This window comes from Conexibacter sp. W3-3-2, assembly GCF_009707605.1.
GTDB classification, from domain to species: Bacteria; Actinomycetota; Thermoleophilia; order Solirubrobacterales; family Solirubrobacteraceae; genus Paraconexibacter; species Paraconexibacter algicola.
This window is the reverse complement of the sequence record NZ_WLYW01000001.1, coordinates 2,632,426-2,653,450: the sequence shown is the minus strand read 5'-3', so window position 1 is coordinate 2,653,450 and position 21,025 is coordinate 2,632,426. Positions and strand designations below refer to the sequence as shown.

19 protein-coding genes, 2 pseudogenes and 1 riboswitch are annotated in these 21,025 nt (G+C 74.3%); of the genes and pseudogenes, 12 read left to right on the top strand and 9 right to left on the bottom strand.

Annotated features, from left to right (window positions below; genetic code table 11):
* Positions 1-6: 6 nt before the first annotated feature.
* Positions 7-1,254: a DNA glycosylase AlkZ-like family protein gene (locus GKE82_RS12880; protein WP_154733571.1), complete on the top strand. Its 1,248-nt coding sequence runs from the start codon at positions 7-9 to the stop codon at positions 1,252-1,254.
* A 17-nt stretch (positions 1,255-1,271) separates the two neighbouring features.
* Positions 1,272-1,697 carry a hypothetical protein gene (locus GKE82_RS12875; protein WP_107567287.1) on the top strand — a complete coding sequence of 142 codons (426 nt, stop codon included), beginning with the start codon at positions 1,272-1,274 and terminating at the stop codon, positions 1,695-1,697.
* A gap of 68 nt (positions 1,698-1,765) precedes the next feature.
* Here the strand turns inward: GKE82_RS12875 and GKE82_RS12870 are convergent, their stop codons facing one another.
* The 4 genes from GKE82_RS12870 to GKE82_RS12855 form a co-directional block, all read right to left on the bottom strand.
* A complete protein-coding gene (locus GKE82_RS12870; protein WP_154733570.1) occupies positions 1,766-2,791 on the bottom strand; it encodes a hypothetical protein in 1,026 nt (341 codons plus the stop codon).
* 14 nt (positions 2,792-2,805) lie between these two features.
* Positions 2,806-2,883, bottom strand: a riboswitch (cyclic di-GMP riboswitch).
* Positions 2,884-2,962: 79 nt separating this feature from the next.
* On the bottom strand, positions 2,963-4,285 hold the full coding sequence (locus GKE82_RS12865; RefSeq protein WP_154733569.1) for an RNA polymerase sigma factor: 1,323 nt from the start codon (positions 4,283-4,285) through the stop codon (positions 2,963-2,965).
* Between the two features lie 78 nt (positions 4,286-4,363).
* Complete coding sequence (locus GKE82_RS12860) at positions 4,364-5,131, bottom strand: hypothetical protein (protein WP_154733568.1); 768 nt, start codon at positions 5,129-5,131, stop codon at positions 4,364-4,366.
* A gap of 104 nt (positions 5,132-5,235) precedes the next feature.
* Positions 5,236-5,592, bottom strand: coding sequence for a cupredoxin domain-containing protein (locus tag GKE82_RS12855; protein WP_196189203.1), 357 nt, complete (start codon positions 5,590-5,592; stop codon positions 5,236-5,238).
* 97 nt (positions 5,593-5,689) lie between these two features.
* On the opposite strand from GKE82_RS12855, the gene GKE82_RS12850 reads away from it, so the two are divergent.
* The 9 genes from GKE82_RS12850 to GKE82_RS12810 all read left to right on the top strand — a co-directional run bounded on the left by GKE82_RS12850 (position 5,690) and on the right by GKE82_RS12810 (position 15,364).
* Entirely contained in the window at positions 5,690-6,337 is a 648-nt protein-coding gene (locus GKE82_RS12850) for a pectinesterase family protein (RefSeq protein WP_154733566.1), read from the top strand.
* A 59-nt stretch (positions 6,338-6,396) separates the two neighbouring features.
* Positions 6,397-7,029, top strand: coding sequence for a hypothetical protein (locus GKE82_RS12845; protein ID WP_154733565.1), 633 nt, complete (start codon positions 6,397-6,399; stop codon positions 7,027-7,029).
* Between the two features lie 6 nt (positions 7,030-7,035).
* On the top strand, positions 7,036-7,500 hold the full coding sequence (locus GKE82_RS12840; RefSeq protein WP_154733564.1) for a plastocyanin/azurin family copper-binding protein: 465 nt from the start codon (positions 7,036-7,038) through the stop codon (positions 7,498-7,500).
* 9 nt (positions 7,501-7,509) lie between these two features.
* Complete coding sequence (locus GKE82_RS30790) at positions 7,510-8,553, top strand: multicopper oxidase domain-containing protein (protein WP_107567280.1); 1,044 nt, start codon at positions 7,510-7,512, stop codon at positions 8,551-8,553.
* The gene (locus GKE82_RS12830; protein ID WP_154733563.1) at positions 8,550-9,284 is read left to right on the top strand and encodes a plastocyanin/azurin family copper-binding protein; all 735 of its coding nucleotides are present in this window, start codon (positions 8,550-8,552) and stop codon (positions 9,282-9,284) included. Before GKE82_RS30790 ends, GKE82_RS12830 begins: the two co-directional genes overlap by 4 nt.
* A gap of 83 nt (positions 9,285-9,367) precedes the next feature.
* A complete protein-coding gene (locus GKE82_RS12825; protein ID WP_154733562.1) occupies positions 9,368-12,472 on the top strand; it encodes a hypothetical protein in 3,105 nt (1,034 codons plus the stop codon).
* 46 nt (positions 12,473-12,518) lie between these two features.
* Positions 12,519-13,202 (top strand): TetR/AcrR family transcriptional regulator, encoded by a 684-nt coding sequence (locus GKE82_RS12820; protein WP_196189202.1) that lies wholly within the window; start codon positions 12,519-12,521, stop codon positions 13,200-13,202.
* 3 nt (positions 13,203-13,205) lie between these two features.
* Complete coding sequence (locus tag GKE82_RS12815; protein ID WP_154733560.1) at positions 13,206-14,345, top strand: acyl-CoA dehydrogenase family protein; 1,140 nt, start codon at positions 13,206-13,208, stop codon at positions 14,343-14,345.
* Between the two features lie 11 nt (positions 14,346-14,356).
* Positions 14,357-15,364, top strand: coding sequence for an acyl-CoA dehydrogenase family protein (locus GKE82_RS12810; protein WP_196189201.1), 1,008 nt, complete (start codon positions 14,357-14,359; stop codon positions 15,362-15,364).
* Here GKE82_RS12810 and GKE82_RS27095 read toward each other — a convergent pair.
* Positions 15,361-15,777, bottom strand: a complete 417-nt coding sequence (locus GKE82_RS27095; protein WP_196189428.1) for a hypothetical protein — start codon at positions 15,775-15,777, stop codon at positions 15,361-15,363. The genes GKE82_RS12810 and GKE82_RS27095 overlap by 4 nt on opposite strands.
* 63 nt (positions 15,778-15,840) lie before the next feature.
* On the opposite strand from GKE82_RS27095, the gene GKE82_RS12805 reads away from it, so the two are divergent.
* Positions 15,841-17,178 carry a hypothetical protein gene (locus GKE82_RS12805; RefSeq protein ID WP_154733558.1) on the top strand — a complete coding sequence of 446 codons (1,338 nt, stop codon included), beginning with the start codon at positions 15,841-15,843 and terminating at the stop codon, positions 17,176-17,178.
* Positions 17,179-17,331: 153 nt separating this feature from the next.
* On the opposite strand, the pseudogene GKE82_RS12800 reads toward GKE82_RS12805, so the two are convergent.
* The 4 genes and pseudogenes from GKE82_RS12800 to GKE82_RS12785 all read right to left on the bottom strand — a co-directional run.
* A pseudogene (locus GKE82_RS12800) lies at positions 17,332-18,012 on the bottom strand (metal ABC transporter permease); the annotation flags it as partial.
* A gap of 71 nt (positions 18,013-18,083) precedes the next feature.
* Positions 18,084-19,334: an iron chelate uptake ABC transporter family permease subunit gene (locus GKE82_RS12795; protein WP_309233575.1), complete on the bottom strand. Its 1,251-nt coding sequence runs from the start codon at positions 19,332-19,334 to the stop codon at positions 18,084-18,086.
* Entirely contained in the window at positions 19,322-20,092 is a 771-nt protein-coding gene (locus GKE82_RS12790) for a metal ABC transporter ATP-binding protein (protein ID WP_154733557.1), read from the bottom strand. The genes GKE82_RS12795 and GKE82_RS12790 overlap by 13 nt, the downstream gene beginning before the upstream one ends.
* Positions 20,089-21,017, bottom strand: a pseudogene (locus tag GKE82_RS12785) (metal ABC transporter solute-binding protein, Zn/Mn family). Before GKE82_RS12785 ends, GKE82_RS12790 begins: the two are co-directional and overlap by 4 nt.
* Positions 21,018-21,025 lie beyond the last annotated feature (8 nt).

Below are 21,025 nucleotides of genomic sequence, written 5' to 3'. Positions count from 1 at the left end.
GGCATCATGGCGCAGATCCCCGAGATCCCCGCCGCCCTCGCCCGGCGGATGGCGCTGCACGCCCAGGGTCTGGGGGCGCAGACCCCCGCAGGCTGGGGCCCGCGGGACGGGGACGGCGCCGCGCGGATCGCCCGCGTGGTGCAGCGCATCGGGTGCCTGCAGCTGGACCCGGTCTCGACCGTCGCGCGCTCGCCGCTGCTCGTGCTCCACGCGCGGCTCGGGGCGATCGACGAGGCGGCGCTGCACGAGGCGGCGTACGGGCGGCGCGCGCTCTTCGAGTACTGGTGCCACGAGGCGTCGCTGTGCTGGACCGGGGACCTGCCGTTCCACCGTCACCGCATGCGCCGGTGGCTGGCGCAGTCCTCGCCGCGCGCCGCGCGCGCCCGCGCCTTCCTCGCCGAGAACGCCGCGTTCGCCCGCTCCGTGGTCCGGACGCTGCGGCAGGCGGGCCCGCTGCCGGCCGCGGCGCTCGAGGACCGCTCGGCGGCGCCGTGGCGTCACGGGCACTGGACCGACGAGGTCTCCGGCCGCCAGACGGTGGCGCGGATGCTCGACCTGCTGTGGCTGACCGGGAAGGTCGGGGTCGCCGACCGCGGCCCGTCCCCGACCGCGACGAGCGCGCGGCGCTGGGACCTGCTGGAGCGGTGCCTGCCCGACGACCTGACCGACGTCGCGCCGATCCCGTCGTCGCGCATCACCCGTCGGGCGGTCGAGCGTGCCGTCGGCATGCTCGGCGTCGCGCGCGGCCCCGACGTCCGCGCGCACTTCACCCGCAACCGCTACGACGACCTGCCCGGCACGCTCGCCGCGCTGAGCGGGCCGCGCGGTCCGCTCACCGCGGTGGCGGTCCGCGGCGACGACGGCGAGCTGCTGCGCGGCCCGTGGTACGCGCGTCGCGAGGATCTCGCGACCGCCTCCGCCCTCGAGCCCGGCACGCGCCGGCTGGCGCTCTCCCCGTTCGACAACGTCCTCTGCGACCGCGCGCGCACCGCGACGCTGTTCGGCTTCGACCACCGGCTGGAGATCTACGTGCCGCCCCCGAAGCGCCGCTGGGGCTACTACGTGCTGCCGATCCTCGACGGCGAGCGGCTCGTCGCCCGCGCCGACGCCGCCCACGACCGCGAGAGCGGGGTGCTGCGGGTCCACACGCTCCACCTGGAGGATCGCGGCGCCCGGGGCGCGGCGCAGGAGGCGCTCAACGCGCTCGCGCGCCTGCGCGGCGCGCGCGACGTGCGCATCGAACGGGTCGCCTGAGGGTTACGGTTCTCACCATGAGCCGCCCCGCACGCATCCTCGCCGTGGCCGCCGCGACCGCCCTCGTGGCGACCGGGACGTCCGCGACCGCCGCCACCGGCGGGCCGACGCCGCTGGCCCCGTCCAACGGCAAGAGCCTCACCGCCGGGAAGGCGTTCACCTTCAAGGTCCGCTCGCGGGGGCAGGGCGCCGTCTTCCTGAAGGTCTCCAAGTCCAAGAAGAAGGGCAAGGACGGCACGCTCGCCGCCAAGGACGACCTCTACTTCCGCAAGATGGGGAAGAAGGGCTCGACGTTCTCGAAGAAGACCGAGACCTACAGCGCCCTGGAGGACTACTTCCTCAACAAGCCGGGCCGCTACTACTGGCAGGCCTACCGGATCGACTGCGCCGCGCAGAGCGACTGCAACGTCGAGGGCGCGATCCGGTCGTTCCGCATCCGCTGAGGGCGCCCGCGAACGACGACGGCCCGGTCGCGCGGGGCGCGACCGGGCCGTGACGGTGCCGCCGGGTCCTAGCGGCCGCCGAGCAGCGCGCCGACGAACGGCAGGTTGCCCAGCAGGTTGTTGATGAAGCTCCCGAAGCCCGGGACGACGCCGCTGAGGTTCGGGATCAGGCTGCCGAGGCTCGGCATCGAGACGTTGACCGAGCCGTCGAGCTGCGCAGCGGTCTCGACGTCCGCGTCGATCTCGCCGCCGGCGTTCGGGGCGGCCGCCGCGGCCGGCTTCAGCGCGGTGATGATCTGCTGGATCGAGCCGGCGATGCTCGTGGACATCTGCGCCACGCCGTCGGTGACGGTCTTCAGGATCTGGCCGACGGAGGCGAGCGCCTGGGTCATCGGGGCCTGCGCCGCGGTCGGCAGCGTCGGGATCAGCGCGGACATGCGCTGCGTGAGCAGGTCGATCGCCTGGGTGGTCGTGTCCATGACCGTCTTGACGATGTTCGCGACGCGGACGGGCATCTGGTCGACCGGGATGTCGGCGAGCTCGTCGAGCGTCGACGGGGTCTGCGCGGCGAGCGCGGCGAGCGCCTGGGACGCGAGCGCCTGGAGCTCCGGGTCCTTGAGCTTGTCGAGGAGGGTCGTCAGCGACTGGACGACCGCGTCGCGGCTGGCGACGCTCGACGGCAGCGCGCCGGCGAGGGAGAGCTGGAGGCGTCCGTCGGTGTCGACGAGCAGGTCGACGTAGGCGCCGGCGGCCTGCGACTGGGCGGCACCGGCGGCGGTGAGGGCCCAGATCGCGCGCTCGGCCGACGCATCACCGGTGACGCGCAGGGCGAGGCGGCGGGCGTCGCGGGCGGCGGTGGTGGTCTCGCGGCGGACGACCTTGAGGACCTTGAGCGCGGCGCCGTCGCGGCCGGCCTCGATGTGGGCGGACAGCTTCGCGGTGGCGGTGCTGGCCTTCTTGAGGTGGCTGGCGACGTCGATCGTGGCGCTCGCGCTGGCGGTGGCCTTGACGTCGGCGTTGGCGACCTGGGCGGTCGCCGGGACGATCGCGACGGCGGCGAGGGCCGTGGCGGCGAGGCGGGACATGCGGGTCATCTGGGTGCTCCTTCTCGGGCGACTGGGCGACCTCCGGGCGGAGGCCCCTGGTTTTGCGACCCCGTCTCACGACGGGTGTGCCTTGGACCGAGGCGCGTGATGTGCCTCACCACTGCAGAGGGGGGTGGCGGGGCGAATGTCAGGCCCCGCCGCGAAGGTGGCGCGTCGGCGTTACTCGACGGTGATGGCGACGACGTCCTCGCTGGCCTCGCCGGTGACCTCACCGGAGCCGACCGCGTTCCCCGGGGCGGTCGCCGCCGTGGTCGCGGGAGCGGGGGTCGTCGCCGTGGCGGCGGGATCGGCCGCCCCGCCCGTCGGGCTCTCCTCGACGTCGACGCCGCTGACGTCGGGCTCGGGCTCGGGTGCCGCCGCCGGGGTGGCGGGAGTGCTCGCGGCCTGCCGGTGGCGGTCGTCACGGGCCTGCTCGAGCGTCCGGGCGCGGGCCTGGGCGCGGGCGTCGCGGGCGGCGGCGCGGCGGGCGCGCTCGCGGCGCGCGGCGCGCGCGTCGGCGCGGCGCTGTGCCGCGGCGCGCTGCGCGGCGTCGGCCTCGCGAGCGGCGGCCACCGGATCGGGGTCCGGGCTCGCAGCGGCCCGGTCGTCCGCGGCGGGCCGGGACTCGGCGCGCTCGACGACGGCGGGGCGGTCGCGGTCGCGCTCGGGGGCGGGCGGGTGCGTGACGGAGTAGGACCCGGCGCCGACGACGCCGATGGTCGCGCAGACGGCGGCGCACTTCGCCGCGACGCCCGCCCCGCCGAAGATCCCGCCGAGCAGGCCGGCGGCGCCGGCCCCGCCCGTGGCCGTCGCCGCCCCGGCGGCGCCCGCCGCCCCGGCGCCCGCGGCGCTGCCCGCCAGCGCGAGCGCGGGCCCGAGCGGGAACAGCGCGGCGAGCTCGGCACGCCCGGCGCGCAGCTTCGTGCGGGCCTCGTAGGCGGCCTGCCGCGCGGCGGCGGAGGAGATGTCGAGCGTCTCGCCGATCTCGTCGAACGACAGCCCGGCGAGCTCGTGCAGCACCAGGGCGCTGCGGCTGCGCTCGGGCAGGGCGCGCAGGTCGCCGAGCAGCTCGGCGAGGTCGGCGCGCGTGTCGACGCGGTCGGGCCGCGGCGACGGCAGCAGCGCGAGGACCGTGTCGTCCCCCGCGGTGGCCGGCGGGCGCCGGCGCAGGACGGCGAGCGCCTCGCGGTGGGCGATCCGGTAGAGCCAGGCGCGCAGGGCGTGCGGGCGGGCGCGCCCGTCGGCGAGGGCGCGCAGCGCGGCCGCCAGCGCGGACTGGGCGGCGTCCTCGGCGTCGTGGTGCTGCAGCACGATCGTGCGGCAGTACCGCTCCAGCGGCGCGCGGTAGCGGTCGTGGATGGCGGCGAGCGCGCCCTCGTGGCCGCGGGCGGCGGCCCGGACGAGGAACTCGTCGGAGGCTGCGCGCCAGCGGCGCGGGGGCCGGTCCGGCCGGGAGCGTCCGGGGGTCTCGAAGCCGTCGGGACGTGTGGGAGCGAGCGCCATCGTCCCGCGCTATCGGCACGGGAGGGCCCGAACTTCAGCGCGTTGGCGCGCGGCCCGGCGGATGCCCGATGGGGACCTCTACAGGCCGGGCGGGTGCCGGACGGTGAATCCGGCGGTGCTGCGGCTGGCGGTCTGCCAGCGGGAGCCGCGCTCGCGCAGGCCGCTGGTGTCGAACCGCAGGCCGCCGACGGTCATCCAGGCGTGCTCGCCGTTGGCGTAGATCGTGATCCACTTGCCCGGGCCCGGCTTGCCCCACTTCGCGAGTGCGCCGCTGACCATCGGGGCGTCGATCAGCCCGGCGGACGCGAACGCGAACGAGATCGAGCCGGAGCAGTCGTAGCCGCTGTCGACCCAGGTCTCGCCGGCGAGCCGGCCGTGCCCGCCGCCGTAGATGTACGGCTTGGTGGCGACCTGGTTGGCCGCGCGGATGATCGCGGCGACCTCCGGCGGGGCGCTCGGCGGCACGGTCGCGATGCCGCCGGAGGCGAGGGTCGCGGTGTCGACGATGCTGCGGTCCGGGTCGGCCAGCTCGCCCTCGGGCGTCTTGAACGCCTGGCGCAGCTCGGCGGCGATCTCCGCGTCGGTCGGGGCGCCCTCGGCGACGCGCGTGCCGTCGCTGCCGCCGTCCCCGCGCGGCGCCGCGGTCGTCCCGGTCGCCGACGCGGGTGCGGGCGCGTCCGGGGCGTCGCTCGGGCTCGAGGTCGGCAGGCTGATCGGGGAGAGCTCGGGCGCCTCGATCGTGAACCGGGCGATGCGCTCCGGCTTCTCCGAGGCGCCGCAGCCGGCGGCGCCGAGGGCGACGGCGCAGGCGAGCGCGACGATCGGGACGCGACGGATGGACGACACGGTGGGCAGTATGCCTCGCGCACGCGACGCGTGACGCCGGTACGGTCGCGTCCGTGTCCCGGAGGGGGAGATCCGTCACCGCGCCGCTCGGTCGCGGCGGTCGCTCAGGGCCCGACGGTCACGGGCACCGGCTCGGTCGCGCCGTCGGGCGCGACGCGGTAGGTGCCGTCGGGCAGCTCGCCGGCGGGCGTCTGGCGGGTCTCGCCGGGCTTCACGACCACGCGCACCGTGGTGGGGGCGCCGTCGAGCGTCACGCCGTGCGGGCGGCCGTCCTGCGCGGAGACGCGCAGGGTCACGTCCTCGCCGGAGGGCACGGTCGTCGGCGTGACCTGCAGGCCGTCGGCCGCGAAGACCACGTCGACCGTGGTGCCCGCCGGGGTCGGTTCGTCGTCCCCGCAGCCCGCCGCGACGAGGGCCGGGAGCGCAAGAACGAGCAGGGCGCGACGTTGCAGCACGAACACGGTCGAATCGTAGGACAGAAACCTTGGACAGACGTCCAGCTTTCCACTACTGTACGCGACCGTTCACCGCGTTCATCGCACCAGGGAGCCACACCACATGAAGCGCATCACCCTGACCGCCGCGCTGGCCGCGCTGGCGATCGTGCCCGTCGGGCCCGTCGCCGCCGCCACCGCCGCCGGTCCGACGGCCTCGTCGGCCGCCACGAAGAAGCCGGCCAAGAAGAAGGCGACGAAGAAGAAGGCGACCAAGAAGGTCACGAACTTCACCGTCTGCCGCCGCGGTTGCCCGTTCAGCTCGATCCAGAAGGCCGTCGACGCCGCCCCCGCGGGCGCCACGGTGAAGATCAAGCCGGGCACCTACACCGAGGGTGTCGACGTCAAGGACACCAAGGACAACCTGAAGATCATCGGCCTCGGCACGAAGCCCGAGGAGGTCGTCCTCGAGGGCAAGGGCGCCAAGCGCCCCGACGGCAACCCCGCCCAGAACGGCATCTTCGTCGACGGCGCCGACAACGTCGAGATGCGCAACATGACCGCGCAGAACTTCCCGGCCAACGGCTTCTTCGTCCGCAACTGCGACGGCTACGTGATGGACCGCCTGATCGCCGGCTTCAACCGCGCCTACGGCCTCTACGCGTTCAACTGCATCGGCGGCCGCATGACCTACTCAAGGGCTACGGCCACGGCGACTCCGCCTTCTACATCGGGCAGACCCCGTTCCAGGAGAAGCCCAAGCCGTCGCTGATCAGCCACGTCGAGGGCTACGAGAACGTCCTCGGCTACTCCGGCACGAACTCGAAGTACGTGACGATCCAGTTCTCCGAGTTCTACAACAACGGTGCGGGCGTGGCCCCGAACACGCTCGGCTCGGAGAAGTTCCCGCCGGCCCAGGACGGCAAGGTCACCGACAACCTCGTCTACTGGAACAACTTCAACTACTTCAAGGCCGGCTCGAAGGTCAAGCCGCTGCCGGCCGCGACCGGCTCGTTCCAGTACCCGACCGGCGTGGGCATCGTCCTGCTCGGCACCACGAACTGGGACGTCCGCGCGAACCTCGTCTTCGGCAACTTCAAGTGGGGCATCATGACGGTGTCCGACCCGACCTACGCGCCGGCGACGAACCGCAACAACAAGGTCCGCTTCAACGTCATGGGCGCCGCCTACGACGACGCCAACGGCACCGACGTCTGGAACGACGGCGCCGGGAGCGGGAACTGCTGGGAGAACCAGTCGGCGGGGACCACCTACGACGCGGGGGCGCTGCCGCAGCCGCTGCTGTACCCGGGCTGCAACAACCCGCAGAACGCCACCGACCTCGCCCAGGTCGCCGAGGTGGCCGACTACCTGACCAAGACCGAGGCGCAGGAGGAGTCGTGGAAGAAGCATCCGCACCCGCCGCGCGCCGACCGCACGCCCATCGACGGGCAGGGAGGCTGAACCCGCATGAGCAACGAGCAGCGCACGAAGCGGACCGCGTCCCTGGCGCTCGTCGCGATCACGGGGCTGGCGCTCGGCGCGCCGGCCCTGGCCGCGGCACCCAAGACGTACTCCATCCAGCACGGCGCCGAGGAGTTCATCCCGGCGGGCGGCGCGAAGAAGAAGTCCAAGAAGGACGGTGCCGGTGACCCGGTGCTGACGATCAACGCCGGCGACAGCGTGAAGTTCGTGTGGCCCGACGACATCGGGGACACCCACGACTTCGCCTACTCCAAGGGCGGCAAGATCCAGTGGCAGTCCGAGCCGTTCGCGACCGGTGCCACCGTGACGATCGGGCCGAAGTCCAAGAACAAGGACATCAAGGGCAAGTCGCTGAAGAAGGTCATCAGCAAGCCCGGGACGTACAAGATCTACTGCACGTTCCACTCCGGCACGATGAAGATGAAGCTCGTCGTCAAGAAGGCCTCCTAGGAGGGCGGCGTGAACCTCGATCGCCGAGCGTTCCTCGGAGCGGGTGCGGGCGCGTTCGTCTGCACCCTCGCCGGGCAGCAGATCGCCTCCGACGGGCCCGAGCCCGACCTGGAGAAGCTCTCGGCCGGGATCGAGGTCCCGCCGAAGGTCCGCGCCTCCGCGCGGCAGAACCCGCTCACCCCCGCCCAGACGCCGACCCCGGCGCCGGGCGGGACCCGGCGGGAGTACTGGATCGTCGCGACGAAGGCCCGATGGAACATCGTGCCGACCAAGCGCGACGAGATGATGAACAAGAAGATCACCGGGAGCACGAAGTTCACCGGCTGGTTCTACCGGGAGTACACGGAGAACTTCGGCGCTCCGAAAGGCCCGGTGTCGATGCCCGGCCCCGTGCTCGAGGCGGAGACCGGCGACACGCTCGTCGTCAACTTCCGCAACGACCTGAAGATCCCGGTGACGATGCACCCGCACGGCGTGCAGTACACGCCCGAGATGGACGGCGCCTACAAGGGGCAGTTCACCGATCCCGGCGGGTTCGTGCAGCCCGGCAAGACGTTCCAGTACGTCTGGGACTGCAAGGAGGGCACCGAGGGCGTGTGGCCGTACCACGACCACGGCCCGATGGACCCGATGCCGCTCTACAAGGGCCTGTTCGGCTTCATCAACGTCCGCAAGAAGGGCGCGCCCCGGCCGGACGTCGACCACTACCTCGTGTTCCACCAGATCACGACCGCCACCTCGGGCCTGGCCCGCGGCTTCCAGTGCATCAACGGCCGCGCCTACACGGGCAACACGCCGACGCTGCGCGCGAAGGTCGGGCAGCGCGTGGCGCAGCACATCACCGCGATGGACGTGAACTTCCACACGTACCACCTGCACGGGCACCGCTGGAAGAACGCGGCGGGCAAGGTCGTCGACAACGAGACGCTCGGCCCGGCGGACTCGCTGACCGTCGAGTTCACCGAGGACAACCCGGGCCGCTGGTTCTACCACTGCCACGTCTTCAGCCATCTCCACGAGGGGATGAGCGGCTGGTACATCGTCGAGCCGTGATCGCCGTGCGCACCGTCCGCCGTGTCCTGCCGCTCGCCGCCGGCACCGCCGTCCTCCTGGGGGCGGCGCTGCCGGCCGACGCGGCGAACCGCAACATCGCGATCGGCAACTTCCAGTGGAGCGTCCAGGACGTCCAGATCGACCTGAACGAGAAGGTCACCTGGCACTGGGTCGGGCCCGACACGCAGCACTCGGTCGGCCCGGTCGCCGGCAACACGTCGGGGATCGACTCCGACCCCGGGACCGCGGCGCCGGACCACCCGCCGGGCTTCACGTTCACCGGGCAGTTCACCCGTCCGGGCGTGTACGACTTCGTCTGCAAGCTCCACGGGATCGTCCGCGGTCGCGTGACGGTCAGCCCGAACCCGGGGCGGCCGGAGGCGCCGTCGCCGGACCCGGTGCCGGTCGTCAACGTCGACCGGCGCGCCCCCGAGCTCACGCAGGCGCGGTGGGCGCGCGGCCCGGTCCTGCGCCGGGCGCGCGGCACGCTGCGGTTCGAGCTCGACGAGCGCGCCCGCATCGTCCTGGACGTCGAGAAGCTCGTCCGGGGGCGCTGGCGCCTGGCCGGCACCCGGACCTTCGACGGCTTCGTCGGCTACAACGACTACGCGTTCAGCGGCGTCCTGCGCAAGGCGCGGCTGAAGCCCGGGCGCTACCGCGCGCTGCTCGTCGCCGCCGACGCGGACAACAACCGCAGCGGCGACGTCGTCGTGCCGTTCACCGTGCGCTGAGCCGGTCCGGTTGGCGGGGGTTCGATCGGCCGGAAACGCGGCCATCGTTGCGGTGGTGGCGCGCCATCATCTACCTTCGACCGATGGGGATCACATCGTCGGGGGCACGCGCGCGGCGCGTGGCCGCAGCGGCCGCTGCGGCGTTCGCCGTCACCGCCTCGAGCGCCGTCGCGGCGCCGCCGGGCTTCCTGTCCAACGGGTTCGGGACGACCGGCGTCGGCGTCACGGTCACCGACGTCGGTCAGGCGAACAACGTCGGGGCGCTGAAGGACCTCGACGTCGACCCCGACGGCCGCCTGGTCTCCGGCGGGTTCGAGGAGGGCTTCGGCATCGCCGTCACGCGGCACACGCGGACGGGGGCGCTCGATCCGAGCTTCAGCGGCGACGGCGTGGCCACGATCGACGCGGACCTGCTCGGCGGCACGGCCGTCGACGACATCCCCGACCCGTTCTCCGTCGAGTGGGGCGGCCTCGTCGTGGACGACGGCGGGCGGACCTACGTGCAGGTCGCGTACGCCGACGCCGGCCAGTACCACGACGTCGTCGTCCGCCTGACCGCCGCGGGCGAGGTCGACACGACGTTCGACGGGGACGGCGTGTCCACCCAGGCGTACGTGTCCACCGGGCTCGACCCGGCGAGCACGGCGGGGATCGACCTCGCTCCCGGTGGCGGCGTCGTGACCGCGGTCGCGTTCGACCTCGGCGGGACCGGCCGCGTCGCCGCGCGCACGATCAGCGAGGCCGGGGTCAGCGGGGCGCCGGTCGAGACGACGGTCGCCGACCCGACACCACGGGTCACCGACCTCGTCACCGACCTCGGCACGGGCCGTATCTACGTGCTGGGCAACCTCCAGGACGACGCCGCGCGGACCGCGGACGTGCTGGCCCTGAGCTCCGGCCTCGCCGCCCAGTTCACCGCGGCGGTGCCCGGGCTGGGGCAGGTCCTCACCGACCGCATCGCGGTCGCGCCCGGCGGTGGCGTCGCCGTGTCCGGCTCCGCGGTGAACGGCGGCGCGGGGTTCGTCGCGCGACTCGACGCGACCGGCGCCCCGGTCACCGGCTTCGACGGTGACGGCGTCGTGCTGATGCCCTCCCCGATCAGCGGCGTCCCGGTCGACGCGGCCAGCAGCTGGGCGGGCCTGGCCTTCGACGGGGAGGACCTCGTCGTCGTCGGCGAGTTCACGAGCGGCCTCGTCCCCTACCTGGCGGCCGCGCGGTACAACGCCGACGGCTCGCTCGACGGGGGGCTGGACCCCGCGGGCGTGGTGGCCCTCTCCGCCGTCGAGGAGGGTGCGACCGTCCTGCCGCTCGGCAGCTCCGGCCCGCAGCTCGGCGGGCCGCCCGTCGCCCTCACCTCGGACGGCGTGGCCGTGGCGGGTGCCCGTGTCGTGCGCAACGGCAAGGTCCGCTTCGCCCTGGTCGGCCTCGGCCCCGACCTCGTGGCGCCGCCCGCCGGTGGCGGCGGGGGCACGACGCCGCCCGCCGGTGGTGGCGGTCCCGCTCCGGGAGCCGTGAGCCTGCAGCTGCTCAACACCGGCGTGGAGCGGAAGATGCCCGACCTGCTGCGCGCCCCCTACGCCGGCCTCGGCACCGCGGCGCTGTCGGCGCGGCTGAACGCCGAGGGCCTCCCGGTCACGCTGCGGGTCGCCCGGCTGACGAAGGCGGCCGCCCAGCGGATCTCCGCTCAGGCCCGGCCCGGCCGCGCGGTGCGGCAGGTGCCCGCCGCCGGGACGACCGTCCGCGGGTCCGCGCTGACCCCGGTCATCGTGGAGCTCGCGGCGTGGGACCCGGTGCTCGACGTCAAGGGCCGGCCGCGCTGCGCGCCCGACGCCGTCGTGACGCGGCAGGGCCGCGACCCGCTGACGCTCGCCGAGGCGCTCAAGGGCGCGGAGTTCGCACCCGGCGCCCGGGTCGAGGGGGCCGCGAACGAGCTGCTCGACCGGTTCGCCTGCGACGTCGAGGTGAACTTCGCGTTCTCCGCCCGGGCGACGCGCACGACCGTCACCGCGGTGCGGTTCGCGCGGACCAGCCGCAAGCCGCTGCGCTACGAGGCGATCCTGACCGTCACCCGACCACGCTCGGACACGGACTTCATGGTCACCTACTCCGAGGGTGACGGGATCACGCGGAGCAACCGGGTCCCGCTCGGTGCCGATGCGAAGCTGACGCGCAACGTCGGGAACGAGCTGACCGTGGCCGTGCGGGAGACCGCCACCGGGGCGGTCGCCGACAACGCGCTCGTCGAGGTGTTCGGCCCGGACGGCGAGGTGGCCGCCCGGGCGCGGGCCAACCTGCGCGGCGTCGCGGTGCTCGACTTCGTGCCGCGCCGCGCCGGGAGCTACGACGTGTACGTGAGCCGCGGGCGCTACAACGCGCCGACGCGCGAGGAGGTCCGTCAGGAGTACCTGATGTCCCTCGGGTCGGTCGTGCGCCGGCAGGCGTTCACGTCGGTCGGCGGCAGCCGCTACATCCGGCGGGGCAGCGGCTTCGTGCGCGCGGCGAGCGCCGCGCAGCTCTCGGCCGCCCAGGCGGTGACGCTGACCGTCCTGCGCCAGTCGCTGGCCGCGCTCGCCAACGCCCTGGCGACGCAGATCGCGCAGGCCAACCGGCTCAGCGAGACCGAGCGCGCCGACATCGCCCGCCTGTACGGGCTGCTCCTGGGCGTGCCGCCCGAGACGACCGCGGGCCTGGTCGCCGCGAGTCGCGACGCCGGCTTCCGGCCCGCGATCGCGACCGCGTCGGGCGGGGTCGTGACGCCCGCGCTGCGGCCGGCGCAGACGGGGCTCGCGCGGCTCCCCGGCGTCAACGCCTCGGGTGTCGTCGTCGGCCGCGCCGAGGGCGTGTCGATCGGTCGTGGTGACGGGGTGCTGATCAACGACAACGGGACGGTGATCGCGCCCGACGGCCAGCCGATGGGCACCCAGCGGCTGATCGCCAACGACGGCGCCGGCCTGATCTCCGATCACGGCGGCGGGATCGTCAGCAACCACAGCGGCGCGATCATCAGCAACGACGGTGGGGGCATCATCAGCAACGACGGCGGCGGGCTGATCGCCAACGACGGGACCACGTTCGTCCCGACGAGCCGCCTGGTGAGCGACAACGGCGGCGGCATCATCAGCAACGACGGTGGCGGGTTCAGCCCGCTCGCGCGGGGCACCTCGATGATGTCGGCCCGCGGAGGCTGACCCCGTACCCTTGCGTTCCACGTCGTGTACTCCTAGGGTACGCGGCGTGGAGCAGGGGAGTCTCGTCGGGACGCACCCGGACCTCGAGCCGCTGCTCGGGGGCGCCGGCCCGACCGTCGAGGACGCCCAGCGGGCCCGGATCCTCGACGCGATCAGCCGCGTCGTCGCCGAGAAGGGCTACGCCGCCGCGACCGTCGCCGACGTCGTCCGCGCCGCGCGCGTGAGCCGCGGCACGTTCTACGGGCTGTTCGCAGCGAAGGAGCAGTGCTTCCTCGAGGCCTACGCCCACGGGACCGACGTCCTCCTCGCCCGCGTCCGCGAGGGCGCCCGCGCGGGTGCCGACAGCACGGACTGGCGGGGCGCCCTGCGCGGCGGCATGACGGCGTACCTCGGCACGCTCGCCCACGAGCCGCAGTTCGCGCGGACCTACCTTCTGGAGATCCACGCCGCCGGCCCGGCCGCGCAGATCGCGCGGGACGGCGTGCTGCGCCGGTTCGCGACCGAGTACCAGCGCGCGTTCCGCCTGGCCCGCAAGCTCGACCCGTCGCTGCGTGCGCTCACCGCCGACGAGCTGTTCGTCGTCAGCGCCGGCCTCGACCAGCTCATCTGCGCCCGGGTGCACGCCGAGGGCGTCGAGCGCCTCCCGGGCCACACCGAGAGCTTCGTCCGCACCGCCGCCGCGCTCATGGAGGGCGCGGCCTCCACCGATCCCGCAAGCAGGAGGGCCTGACCGATGGACCTGACCTTCTCCGAGGCCGAGCTCGCGTTCCGCGACGAGCTGCGCAGCTGGCTGGCCGACCACCACCCGGGCGAGATGCCCCACGGCGACGAGGACGAGCAGTACGCGTTCCGTCGCGACTGGCAGCGCACGCTCTACGACGGCGGCTGGGCGGCGGTGCACTGGCCCTCCCGCTACGGCGGCCGCGACGCGACGCTCACGCAGTCCGCGATCTACTTCGAGGAGCTCGGCCGTGCGCGTGCGCCACTGGCCGCGAACGTCCTCGGGCTGCTGCTCGCCGGTCCGACGATCATGGCCTGGGGCACGGAGGAGCAGCAGGATCGCTACCTCACCCCGATCCTCAGCGCCGAGGAGATCTGGTGCCAGGGCTTCTCCGAGCCCGAGGCCGGGTCCGACCTCGCGTCGCTGAAGACGAAGGCCGTCCGCGACGGGGACGAGTGGGTCGTCACCGGCCAGAAGGTCTGGACCTCCGGTGCCCAGCACTCGAAGTGGTGCATGCTCGTCGCGCGCACCGACCAGGACGTACCCAAGCACAAGGGGCTCAGCTACTTCCTGATGGACATGGAGCAGGCCGAGATCCAGGTCCGGCCGCTCGTCCAGATCACCGGCGAGGCGGAGTTCAACGAGCTGTTCATCGAGGAGGCGCGGATCCCGCACGAGAACCTCCTCGGCGGTGAGGGCAACGGCTGGAAGGTCGCGCTGACCACGCTGATGAACGAGCGCGCCGGCCTGGGCTTCTTCCTGCAGGTCCGGATGCGCAACGTGCTCGACGACCTCGTCACCGCCGCGGTGCAGAACGGCCGGATCGACGATCCGGTCGTCGCCGACCGCCTCGGCGACCTGCACCTGCGCACCGAGAACCTCCGGCTGCTCGCCTACCGCGGGCTCAGCACGATCGAGAAGTACGGCCAGCCCGGGCCGGAGGGGTCGCTGACCAAGTGGCTGTGGTCGGAGACCAACCAGCTGCTCGCGCAGACCGCCGCCGACGTCGTCGGCGCGGACGCCCTCGTCGCCGGCACGCCCTGGGCCTACGAGCTGCTGCGCTCGCGCGGCAACTCGATCGAGGGCGGCACCACCGAGATCCTCAAGAACATCGTCGCCGAGCGCGTCCTGCGCCTCCCGCGCGCCGCCTAGGAGCCACCACCGTGAACTTCGACTTCTCCGAGGACCAGCACGAGATCAAGCGCACCGCGCACGATCTCCTCGCCAAGCGCTCGACGCTCGAGCGCGTCCGCGCGGCCGCCGAGTCGCGCACCTACGACGACGGCCTGTGGACCGAGCTCGTCGAGCTCGGCTGGCCCGGCATCGCGATCGACGAGCAGCACGGGGGCGGCGGGCTCGGCGTCGTCGAGCTGTGCACCCTGCTCGAGGAGGGCGGCCACGCGCTCGCCGGCTCCCCGTTCCTGGCGACCGCGCTGTGCGGGCTCGTCCTGCAGGCCGCGGGCGACGACGAGCAGCGCGCCGCCTGGCTGCCGCGCCTGGCGAGCGGCGAGGTCACCGGCACGGTCGGGACCGCCGACGCGCTCGTGCCGGACGCCGACCGGGCCGCGGTCCTGCTGCTCGCCGACGGCGACGGCATCCGGCTGAAAGAGCGCGACGAGGCGACCGTCGAGCCCGTCGACGCGATCGACCCGACCCGCCGCTACGCGCGGGTCTCCGCAGCGGCGGGCGCGGGCAGCCCGCTGCCGGGCGACGTCGAGGCGGCGCTCGACCGCGCACGCGTCGCGGTCGCCGCCGAGCTCGTCGGGGTTAGCGCCCGCGCGCTGGAGATGACCGTCGCCTACGTCCAGGACCGCAAGCAGTTCGGCGTGCCGGTCGGCTCGTTCCAGGCGGTCCAGCACCGCTGCGCGCAGATGCTCCTGCACACCGAGAGCGCCCGCGCCGCGACGTACTTCGCGGCCTGGGCGGCCGACGCGGACCCCGAGCGGCTCGCGGAGGGCGCGGCGCTGGCGAAGGCCGCCGCCTCCGACGGGGCGCGCGAGACGACCGCGAGCGCGATCCAGGCGCACGGCGGCATCGGCTTCACCTGGGAGGCCGACGTCCACTGGTTCTACAAGCGCGCCCAGCTCGGGGCCGCCTACCTCGGCGGGGGCGGCGCGATGCGCGCGCGGCTGGCGCGGCTGGCCGCCCGGCGCGTGGAGGCGGTGGTCTAGCCGGTGTGCGCGGCCGGCCCGCCCGGCCGCGCACGAAGGGCCGTGCGCACGGCGAGCAGCAGCACCACCGCGCCGAGGCCGATGTCCGCCACGATGTGGGCGTGGCGCCACCACGGAAAGTCGCCGGTCCCGCCGACCCCGTAGTGGAGGATCCCGACCAGCCCGCTGCCGGAGTAGCCGGCCAGGCAGAACGCGGCCGCGCGTTCGCGGCCCCGTCGCAGCAGCGCGAGGGCGGCGATCGCGAGCGCCGTGAACCCGAACCACGAGGCGGCGATCAGCGCGGCGGACGGGTTGGGGAGCGTCTCCGACTCCGGGTAGGCGTCGTAGGCCGCGACGTTGTCCACGTAGTGGACGATCGAGACGAGGATCGCGGCCGCGAGGACGGCCCCGACGGTCCGCTCACGGTGGGGCATCGTCGCGAGCCTACCCGGGATGGCGGGTCCATCGACGGAGCCGCTCTGCGACGATGGTCGTGGATGCCCGTGTCCTCCCCGATCCTGCGCCGGACCGCGGCCGTGCTGGCGGCCGCACCCGCCGTCCTGCTGGCCGGGACCGGGCCGGCGAGCGCGCCCGCGCAGGGACCGCAGCAGGAGAACCCCGCGGTCGTCCGGCTGCTCGCCGGGGACCGCGCGGGCGGCTGGCAGGACGGCTTCGGCACCGCGGCGAAGTTCAACGCCCCCGGCGGCATCGCCGTCGACGGCGGCGGCAACATCCTCGTCGCCGACTCGCAGTCGCACCGCATCCGCCGCGTGTCGCCGTCCGGGGACGTGCAGACCCTCGCGGGCTCCGGCGAGGGCAACGCCGAGAACGGGGTCGGCACCGCCGCGTCGTTCAACGGGCCCGGCGGCCTCGACGTCGGACCGGACGGCGACGTGTACGTCGCCGACACCCAGAACGGGCGGCTGCGCAAGGTCCGCTCCAACGGCGGCGAGACGACCGACCTCACCCCGGGCCAGTTCTACGCGCTCCCGCGCGACACCGCGGTCGACCGGCAGGGCAAGGTCTACGTCGCGGAGGCCAACGCCGGCTGGGTGCGCAAGGTCGACCCGACGACCCGCAGCCGCACCGTCGTCACCCGCGGCCTCAGCGAGCCGTGGGGCGTGGACGTCGGCCCCGACGGGTCGCTCTACGTCACCGACTACGGCAAGCAGCGGATCCGGCGCGTCACGCGCTCCGGCCGCCACCACACCTTCGCCGGGAACGGCAACTACGGCGTGCGCGACGGCCCGCCGGGCTACGCGACGTTCGGTCGCCCCGCGGCCATCGACGTCGACCGTGACGGCTACGTCTGGATCGCCGACCTCGGCACGCACCGCATCCGCGTCGTGTCGCCCGAGGGGGTCGTCGCGACGGTCGCCGGCGGCAACCAGGGCTTCGACGACGGTCCCGCCCGCCAGGCGCGCTTCGACAACCCGCGCGGCATCGCGGTCCCCGGGGACGGCTCGACGGTCTACGTGTCCGACCGCGCGAACAACGCGATCCGCGTCATCACCGGGGTCGACAAGCGGACGCTCACGCGACCGCCCGCCGTCGGCACGACGCGCAGCGGCGCGCTCGCCCGCGGCATCCCGGTCACCTGCGGCGGCAACGACAAGGGCCGCTGCTCGCTGACCGTCCGCTACGCCGGCCGCGTGATCGCGACCCGGTCGGTGAAGCTCGACTACATCGGACGGCGCACGATCTACGTGCGGATCCCGGGCGACGCGCGCGCCGCGGTGCGCGCGAACGACCGCACCGAGTTCACGGTCAGCGGCACGTTCCGCGGCCCGGTCGGCCCGCGGCGCCTGCCCACCACCACGGTCGTCGCGCGGTAGCTGGGCCGGGCGCTGCGCGAGCTCGGCGGCGATCCGCCGGCCGCGCCGCCGTGCGCGCACCCGCCGCGCCAGCACGCCGTGCTGCGGGGAGAGCAGCAACCCCAGCAGGAAGCACGCGAACGCGACGAGGCCCATGCAGCCGGCGATCGACGCGTCGAGCGCGATCGCGCTCGAGTACCCGCCGATCGCGCTGACCCACCCGATCGTGACGGTCACCGCGATCATCACCCACAGGCGCTGGGTCAGCAGCGACGCGGCCGCCGCGGGCACGATCAGCAGCGACACGACGAGGATCGCGCCGACCGACTCGAACGCGGTGACCGCCGTGATCGCGACGGCGATCAGCAGGATCCGGGAGATCGCGGTGGGGGACACGCCGATCGTGCGCGCGAAGCCCGGGTCGAAGGTCGTGACCTTCAGCTCCTTCCACAGCGCGGCGACGAGCAGCAGGTTGAACAGCACGACGCCGCCGAGCAGCACGATCGACCGGGCGACCTCGACGCCGCCGAACGCGACGACGTCGAACGGGGCGAACGCGATCTCCCCGTAGATCGTCGAGTCGAGGTCGAGATGGGCGCCGCTGGCCCACCGCGTGATGCCGATGACCCCGAGCGAGAACAGGGCGGGGAAGACCAGCGCGATCGCCGCGTCGCTCTTCACGAGGCCGCTGCCGCGCAGCGCGTCGACCGCGAGCACGCAGACGATCGCGAACACCGCGGCGCCCGCGATCACCGGCAGCGGCGCGCGCGACTGGAAGACGAGGAACGCCACGACGATCCCGGGCAGGACGGCGTGGGAGACCGCGTCGGACATCAGCGCGACGCGGCGCAGCACGAGGAACGGTCCGAGCAGGCCGGCCGCGGTGGCGACGAGGCCCGCGGTCAGCACGATGGTGAGATCGTCGTTCACGACCGGGCCTCCTGCTGCCGCACGAGCGCGTGGAGCCGGTCGGCGAGGTCGTCACCGAGGCTGGCGCGCAGGTCGGTCGGGTCCGGCTCGCGCGCGTCGGGCACGTCGAGGCGGTGCCCGTGCTCGAGCCAGGCGCCGAACAGCGCGCGCCGCTCGAGCATCGCGTGCGCGGCCGCAGCGCCCGCGTCGGTCAGCCGCAGGCGCCCGGCGTCGTCGGCGAGCATGCCGGTGCGCTCGAGGTCGCGTAGGCCGCGGCGCACGGCCCCCGGGCGCCGGCCCGAGACGTCGGCGAGCTCCTGCGCGGTCGGCGGCGGCCCGGCGTGCAGCGCGGTCTCGAGGTCGACGAGGACGCCCTCGGCGAGCCGCCGTCGGCGCTCGGCGCGCAGCCGCCGCGCGCGCCAGAGCACCCCGCGGCCGGGAGCGAGCAGCACGCACGCGACGACGACCCCGACCGCGACGAGCACGATGACCGGCCCGGTCGGCAGGTCGGTCCCCGAGGCCAGCAGCGCCCCGGTCACCCCGACCGCACCGCCGATCAGCGCCGCCACGGGGATCATCAGCGCCAGCCGGCCCGTGAGCTGCCGGGCGGCGACCGCCGGGGCGGTGAGCATCGCGACCATGAGGATCGCGCCCACGGTCCGCAGGCCGACGACGACCGCGACGACCAGCAGGCCCGTCATCAGCGTCTCGAGCGCGCGGGCGGGCAGCCCGGTCGAGGCCGCGAACGCGGGGTCGAACAGGGTGGTCTTCAGCGGCCGGAAGGCGAGCGCGACGACGAGCAGCGAGGCGGCGGCGAGGCCGGCCATGATCCAGAGGTCGCGCTCGAGCAGCCCGGCGGCCTGCCCGAAGAGGTACTTCTCCAGGCCCGCCTGGTTGGCGCTCTCGGAGCTGGCGATGAACGTCAGGAGCACGATCCCGAGCGAGAAGAAGCTCGACAGCACGACGCCGATCGCCGCGTCGGGCCGGATCCGGCCGGATCGCTCGATCGCGACCATCGCCAGGGCCCCGACGAGCCCGGCGAACGCGGCCCCGACCACGAGCGTCCCTGCGTCCTTCGCACCGGTGACGAGGAACGCGACGCAGACCCCCGGCAGCGCGGCGTGGGCGAGCGCGTCCCCGACGAGGCTGCGCTCGCGCAGGACCGCGAAGACGCCGAGCGCCCCGGCGGTGATGCCCAGCAGCGCGGCGCCGATCGCGACGACCGCGTCGGGGTAGTCGAGCGGCAGGAGGTCGATCAGCGGACCCACGACGCGTCCTGCTCCCCGTCGGTGACCGCGGCCGCGCCGTAGGCGCGCGCGAGCTGCTCGTCGGTCAGCGCCTGCGCGACCGGCCCGGCGGCGATCGCCCGCACGTTCAGGAGCAGCGCGAAGTCGAAGCTCGCCCGCACGGTGCCGAGGTCGTGGTGCACGACGACGATCGAGCGGCCGTCGTCGCGCAGCTCCCGCAGCAGGCCGAGGATGCTCGCCTCGGTCCGCGCGTCGACCCCGGCGAACGGCTCGTCCATCAGCATCACCGGGGTCTGCTGCGCGAGCGCCCGGGCGATGAACACCCGCTGGCGCTGGCCGCCGGAGAGCGCGCCGATCTGCCGGTCGGCGTAGGCGCGCATGCCGACGCGGTCGAGGCACTCGTCGATCAGCGGCGTCTCGCGCCGGGCCACGCGGCGCAGCCACCCGGTCGATGCGTAGCGGCCCATCTCGACCACCTCGCGGACGGTGATCGGGAAGTCCCAGTCGACGGCGTCGCGCTGCGGGACGTAGGCGACGCGGTCGCGGGCCCGGGCGATCGGCAGCCCGTCGACGAGCGTCTGCCCGGCGTCGGCGGGGATCAGCCCGAGCGCCGCCTTCAGCAGCGTCGACTTGCCGGCGCCGTTCGGGCCGACGATGGCGCTGAGCGCCCCGGCGGGGAACGCGACGTCGACGTCCCACAGGACGGGCCGCGAGGCGTAGGAGACGGTCAGGCGGCGCAGCTCGAGCGCGGCGGCGCGGCGGTCGCTCGTGTCGCTCATCGCAGGCCCTGCGCGATCCGGTCGGCGTTGGCGCGCAGCATCCCGACGTAGGTGCCCTCGGGGGTGCCGTCGTCGCCGGCGGCGTCGGTGAAGAGCTCGGTGCCCACACGCGCGTCGGCGCCGAGACGGCGGGCGGCGGCGAGGACGGCGTCGATGGTCTGCCGCGGCACGCTCGACTCGACGAACACGGCGGGGACGTCGCGGTCGGCGATCAGCCGGGCGACGCGCTGGACGTCCCCGGTGGTGGCCTCGGCGGCGGTGGAGATGCCCTGGATCGCGGCGACCTCGAGGCCGTAGCGGCGGCCGAAGTACGCGAACGCGTCGTGCGAGGTGACGAGGATCCGCCGCTCCCGGGGATGCTCGCGATGCGCCGCTGCACGTAGCGGTCGGTCTGCTGCAGCTCGCGCTCGTAGGCGGCGAGGTTGCGGTCGTAGAGCGCCGCGCTGCCGGGGTCCTTCTCCTTCAGCGTGGCGGCGATCGTGCGCGCGACGATCATCCAGTTCGTCGCGTCGAACCACACGTGCGGGTCGACCTGCTCGGCGGCGTCACCCGGCGGCTCGAGCAGCCGGCCGCGCGGGATGTCCTTCGTGACCGCCACCGTGGTCTGGCGCTCGGCGAGCTCGTCGAGCAGGTCCGCCATCTTGCCCTCGAGCTCGAGGCCGCCGTAGGCGATCACGTCGGCGTCGCGGAGCGTCCGCACGTCGCCGGCGCTGGCCTTGTAGAGGTGCGGGTCGACGCCCGGGCCCATCAGGCCGGTGACCGCGACCCGGTCGCCGCCGATCTGGCGGACCGTGTCGGTGATGAAGTTCGTGGTGGTGGTGACGCGGACCTTGCGGTCGGCGATGTCGCCGCTCTCGGCGCTGGAGGAGCAGCCGGGCAGGGCGAGCGCGACGAGGGCGAGCAGCAGCAGGCGTCGAGGCGTCATGCCTCGAC

What these genes read in the sequence shown, in the direction of transcription:
- GKE82_RS12805 (WP_154733558.1), top strand. Translation starts at nt 15,841, where the DNA reads ATGCCCGTGTCCTCCCCGATCCTGCGCCGGACCGCGGCCGTGCTGGCG.
- GKE82_RS27095 (WP_196189428.1), bottom strand. Translation starts at nt 15,777, where the DNA reads ATGCCCCACCGTGAGCGGACCGTCGGGGCCGTCCTCGCGGCCGCGATC.
- GKE82_RS12840 (WP_154733564.1), top strand. Translation starts at nt 7,036, where the DNA reads ATGAGCAACGAGCAGCGCACGAAGCGGACCGCGTCCCTGGCGCTCGTC.
- GKE82_RS12825 (WP_154733562.1), top strand. Translation starts at nt 9,368, where the DNA reads ATGGGGATCACATCGTCGGGGGCACGCGCGCGGCGCGTGGCCGCAGCG.
- GKE82_RS12865 (WP_154733569.1), bottom strand. Translation starts at nt 4,285, where the DNA reads ATGGCGCTCGCTCCCACACGTCCCGACGGCTTCGAGACCCCCGGACGC.
- GKE82_RS12815 (WP_154733560.1), top strand. Translation starts at nt 13,206, where the DNA reads ATGGACCTGACCTTCTCCGAGGCCGAGCTCGCGTTCCGCGACGAGCTG.
- GKE82_RS12880 (WP_154733571.1), top strand. Translation starts at nt 7, where the DNA reads ATGGCGCAGATCCCCGAGATCCCCGCCGCCCTCGCCCGGCGGATGGCG.
- GKE82_RS12875 (WP_107567287.1), top strand. Translation starts at nt 1,272, where the DNA reads ATGAGCCGCCCCGCACGCATCCTCGCCGTGGCCGCCGCGACCGCCCTC.
- GKE82_RS12790 (WP_154733557.1), bottom strand. Translation starts at nt 20,092, where the DNA reads ATGAGCGACACGAGCGACCGCCGCGCCGCCGCGCTCGAGCTGCGCCGC.
- GKE82_RS12870 (WP_154733570.1), bottom strand. Translation starts at nt 2,791, where the DNA reads ATGACCCGCATGTCCCGCCTCGCCGCCACGGCCCTCGCCGCCGTCGCG.
- GKE82_RS12850 (WP_154733566.1), top strand. Translation starts at nt 5,690, where the DNA reads ATGAAGCGCATCACCCTGACCGCCGCGCTGGCCGCGCTGGCGATCGTG.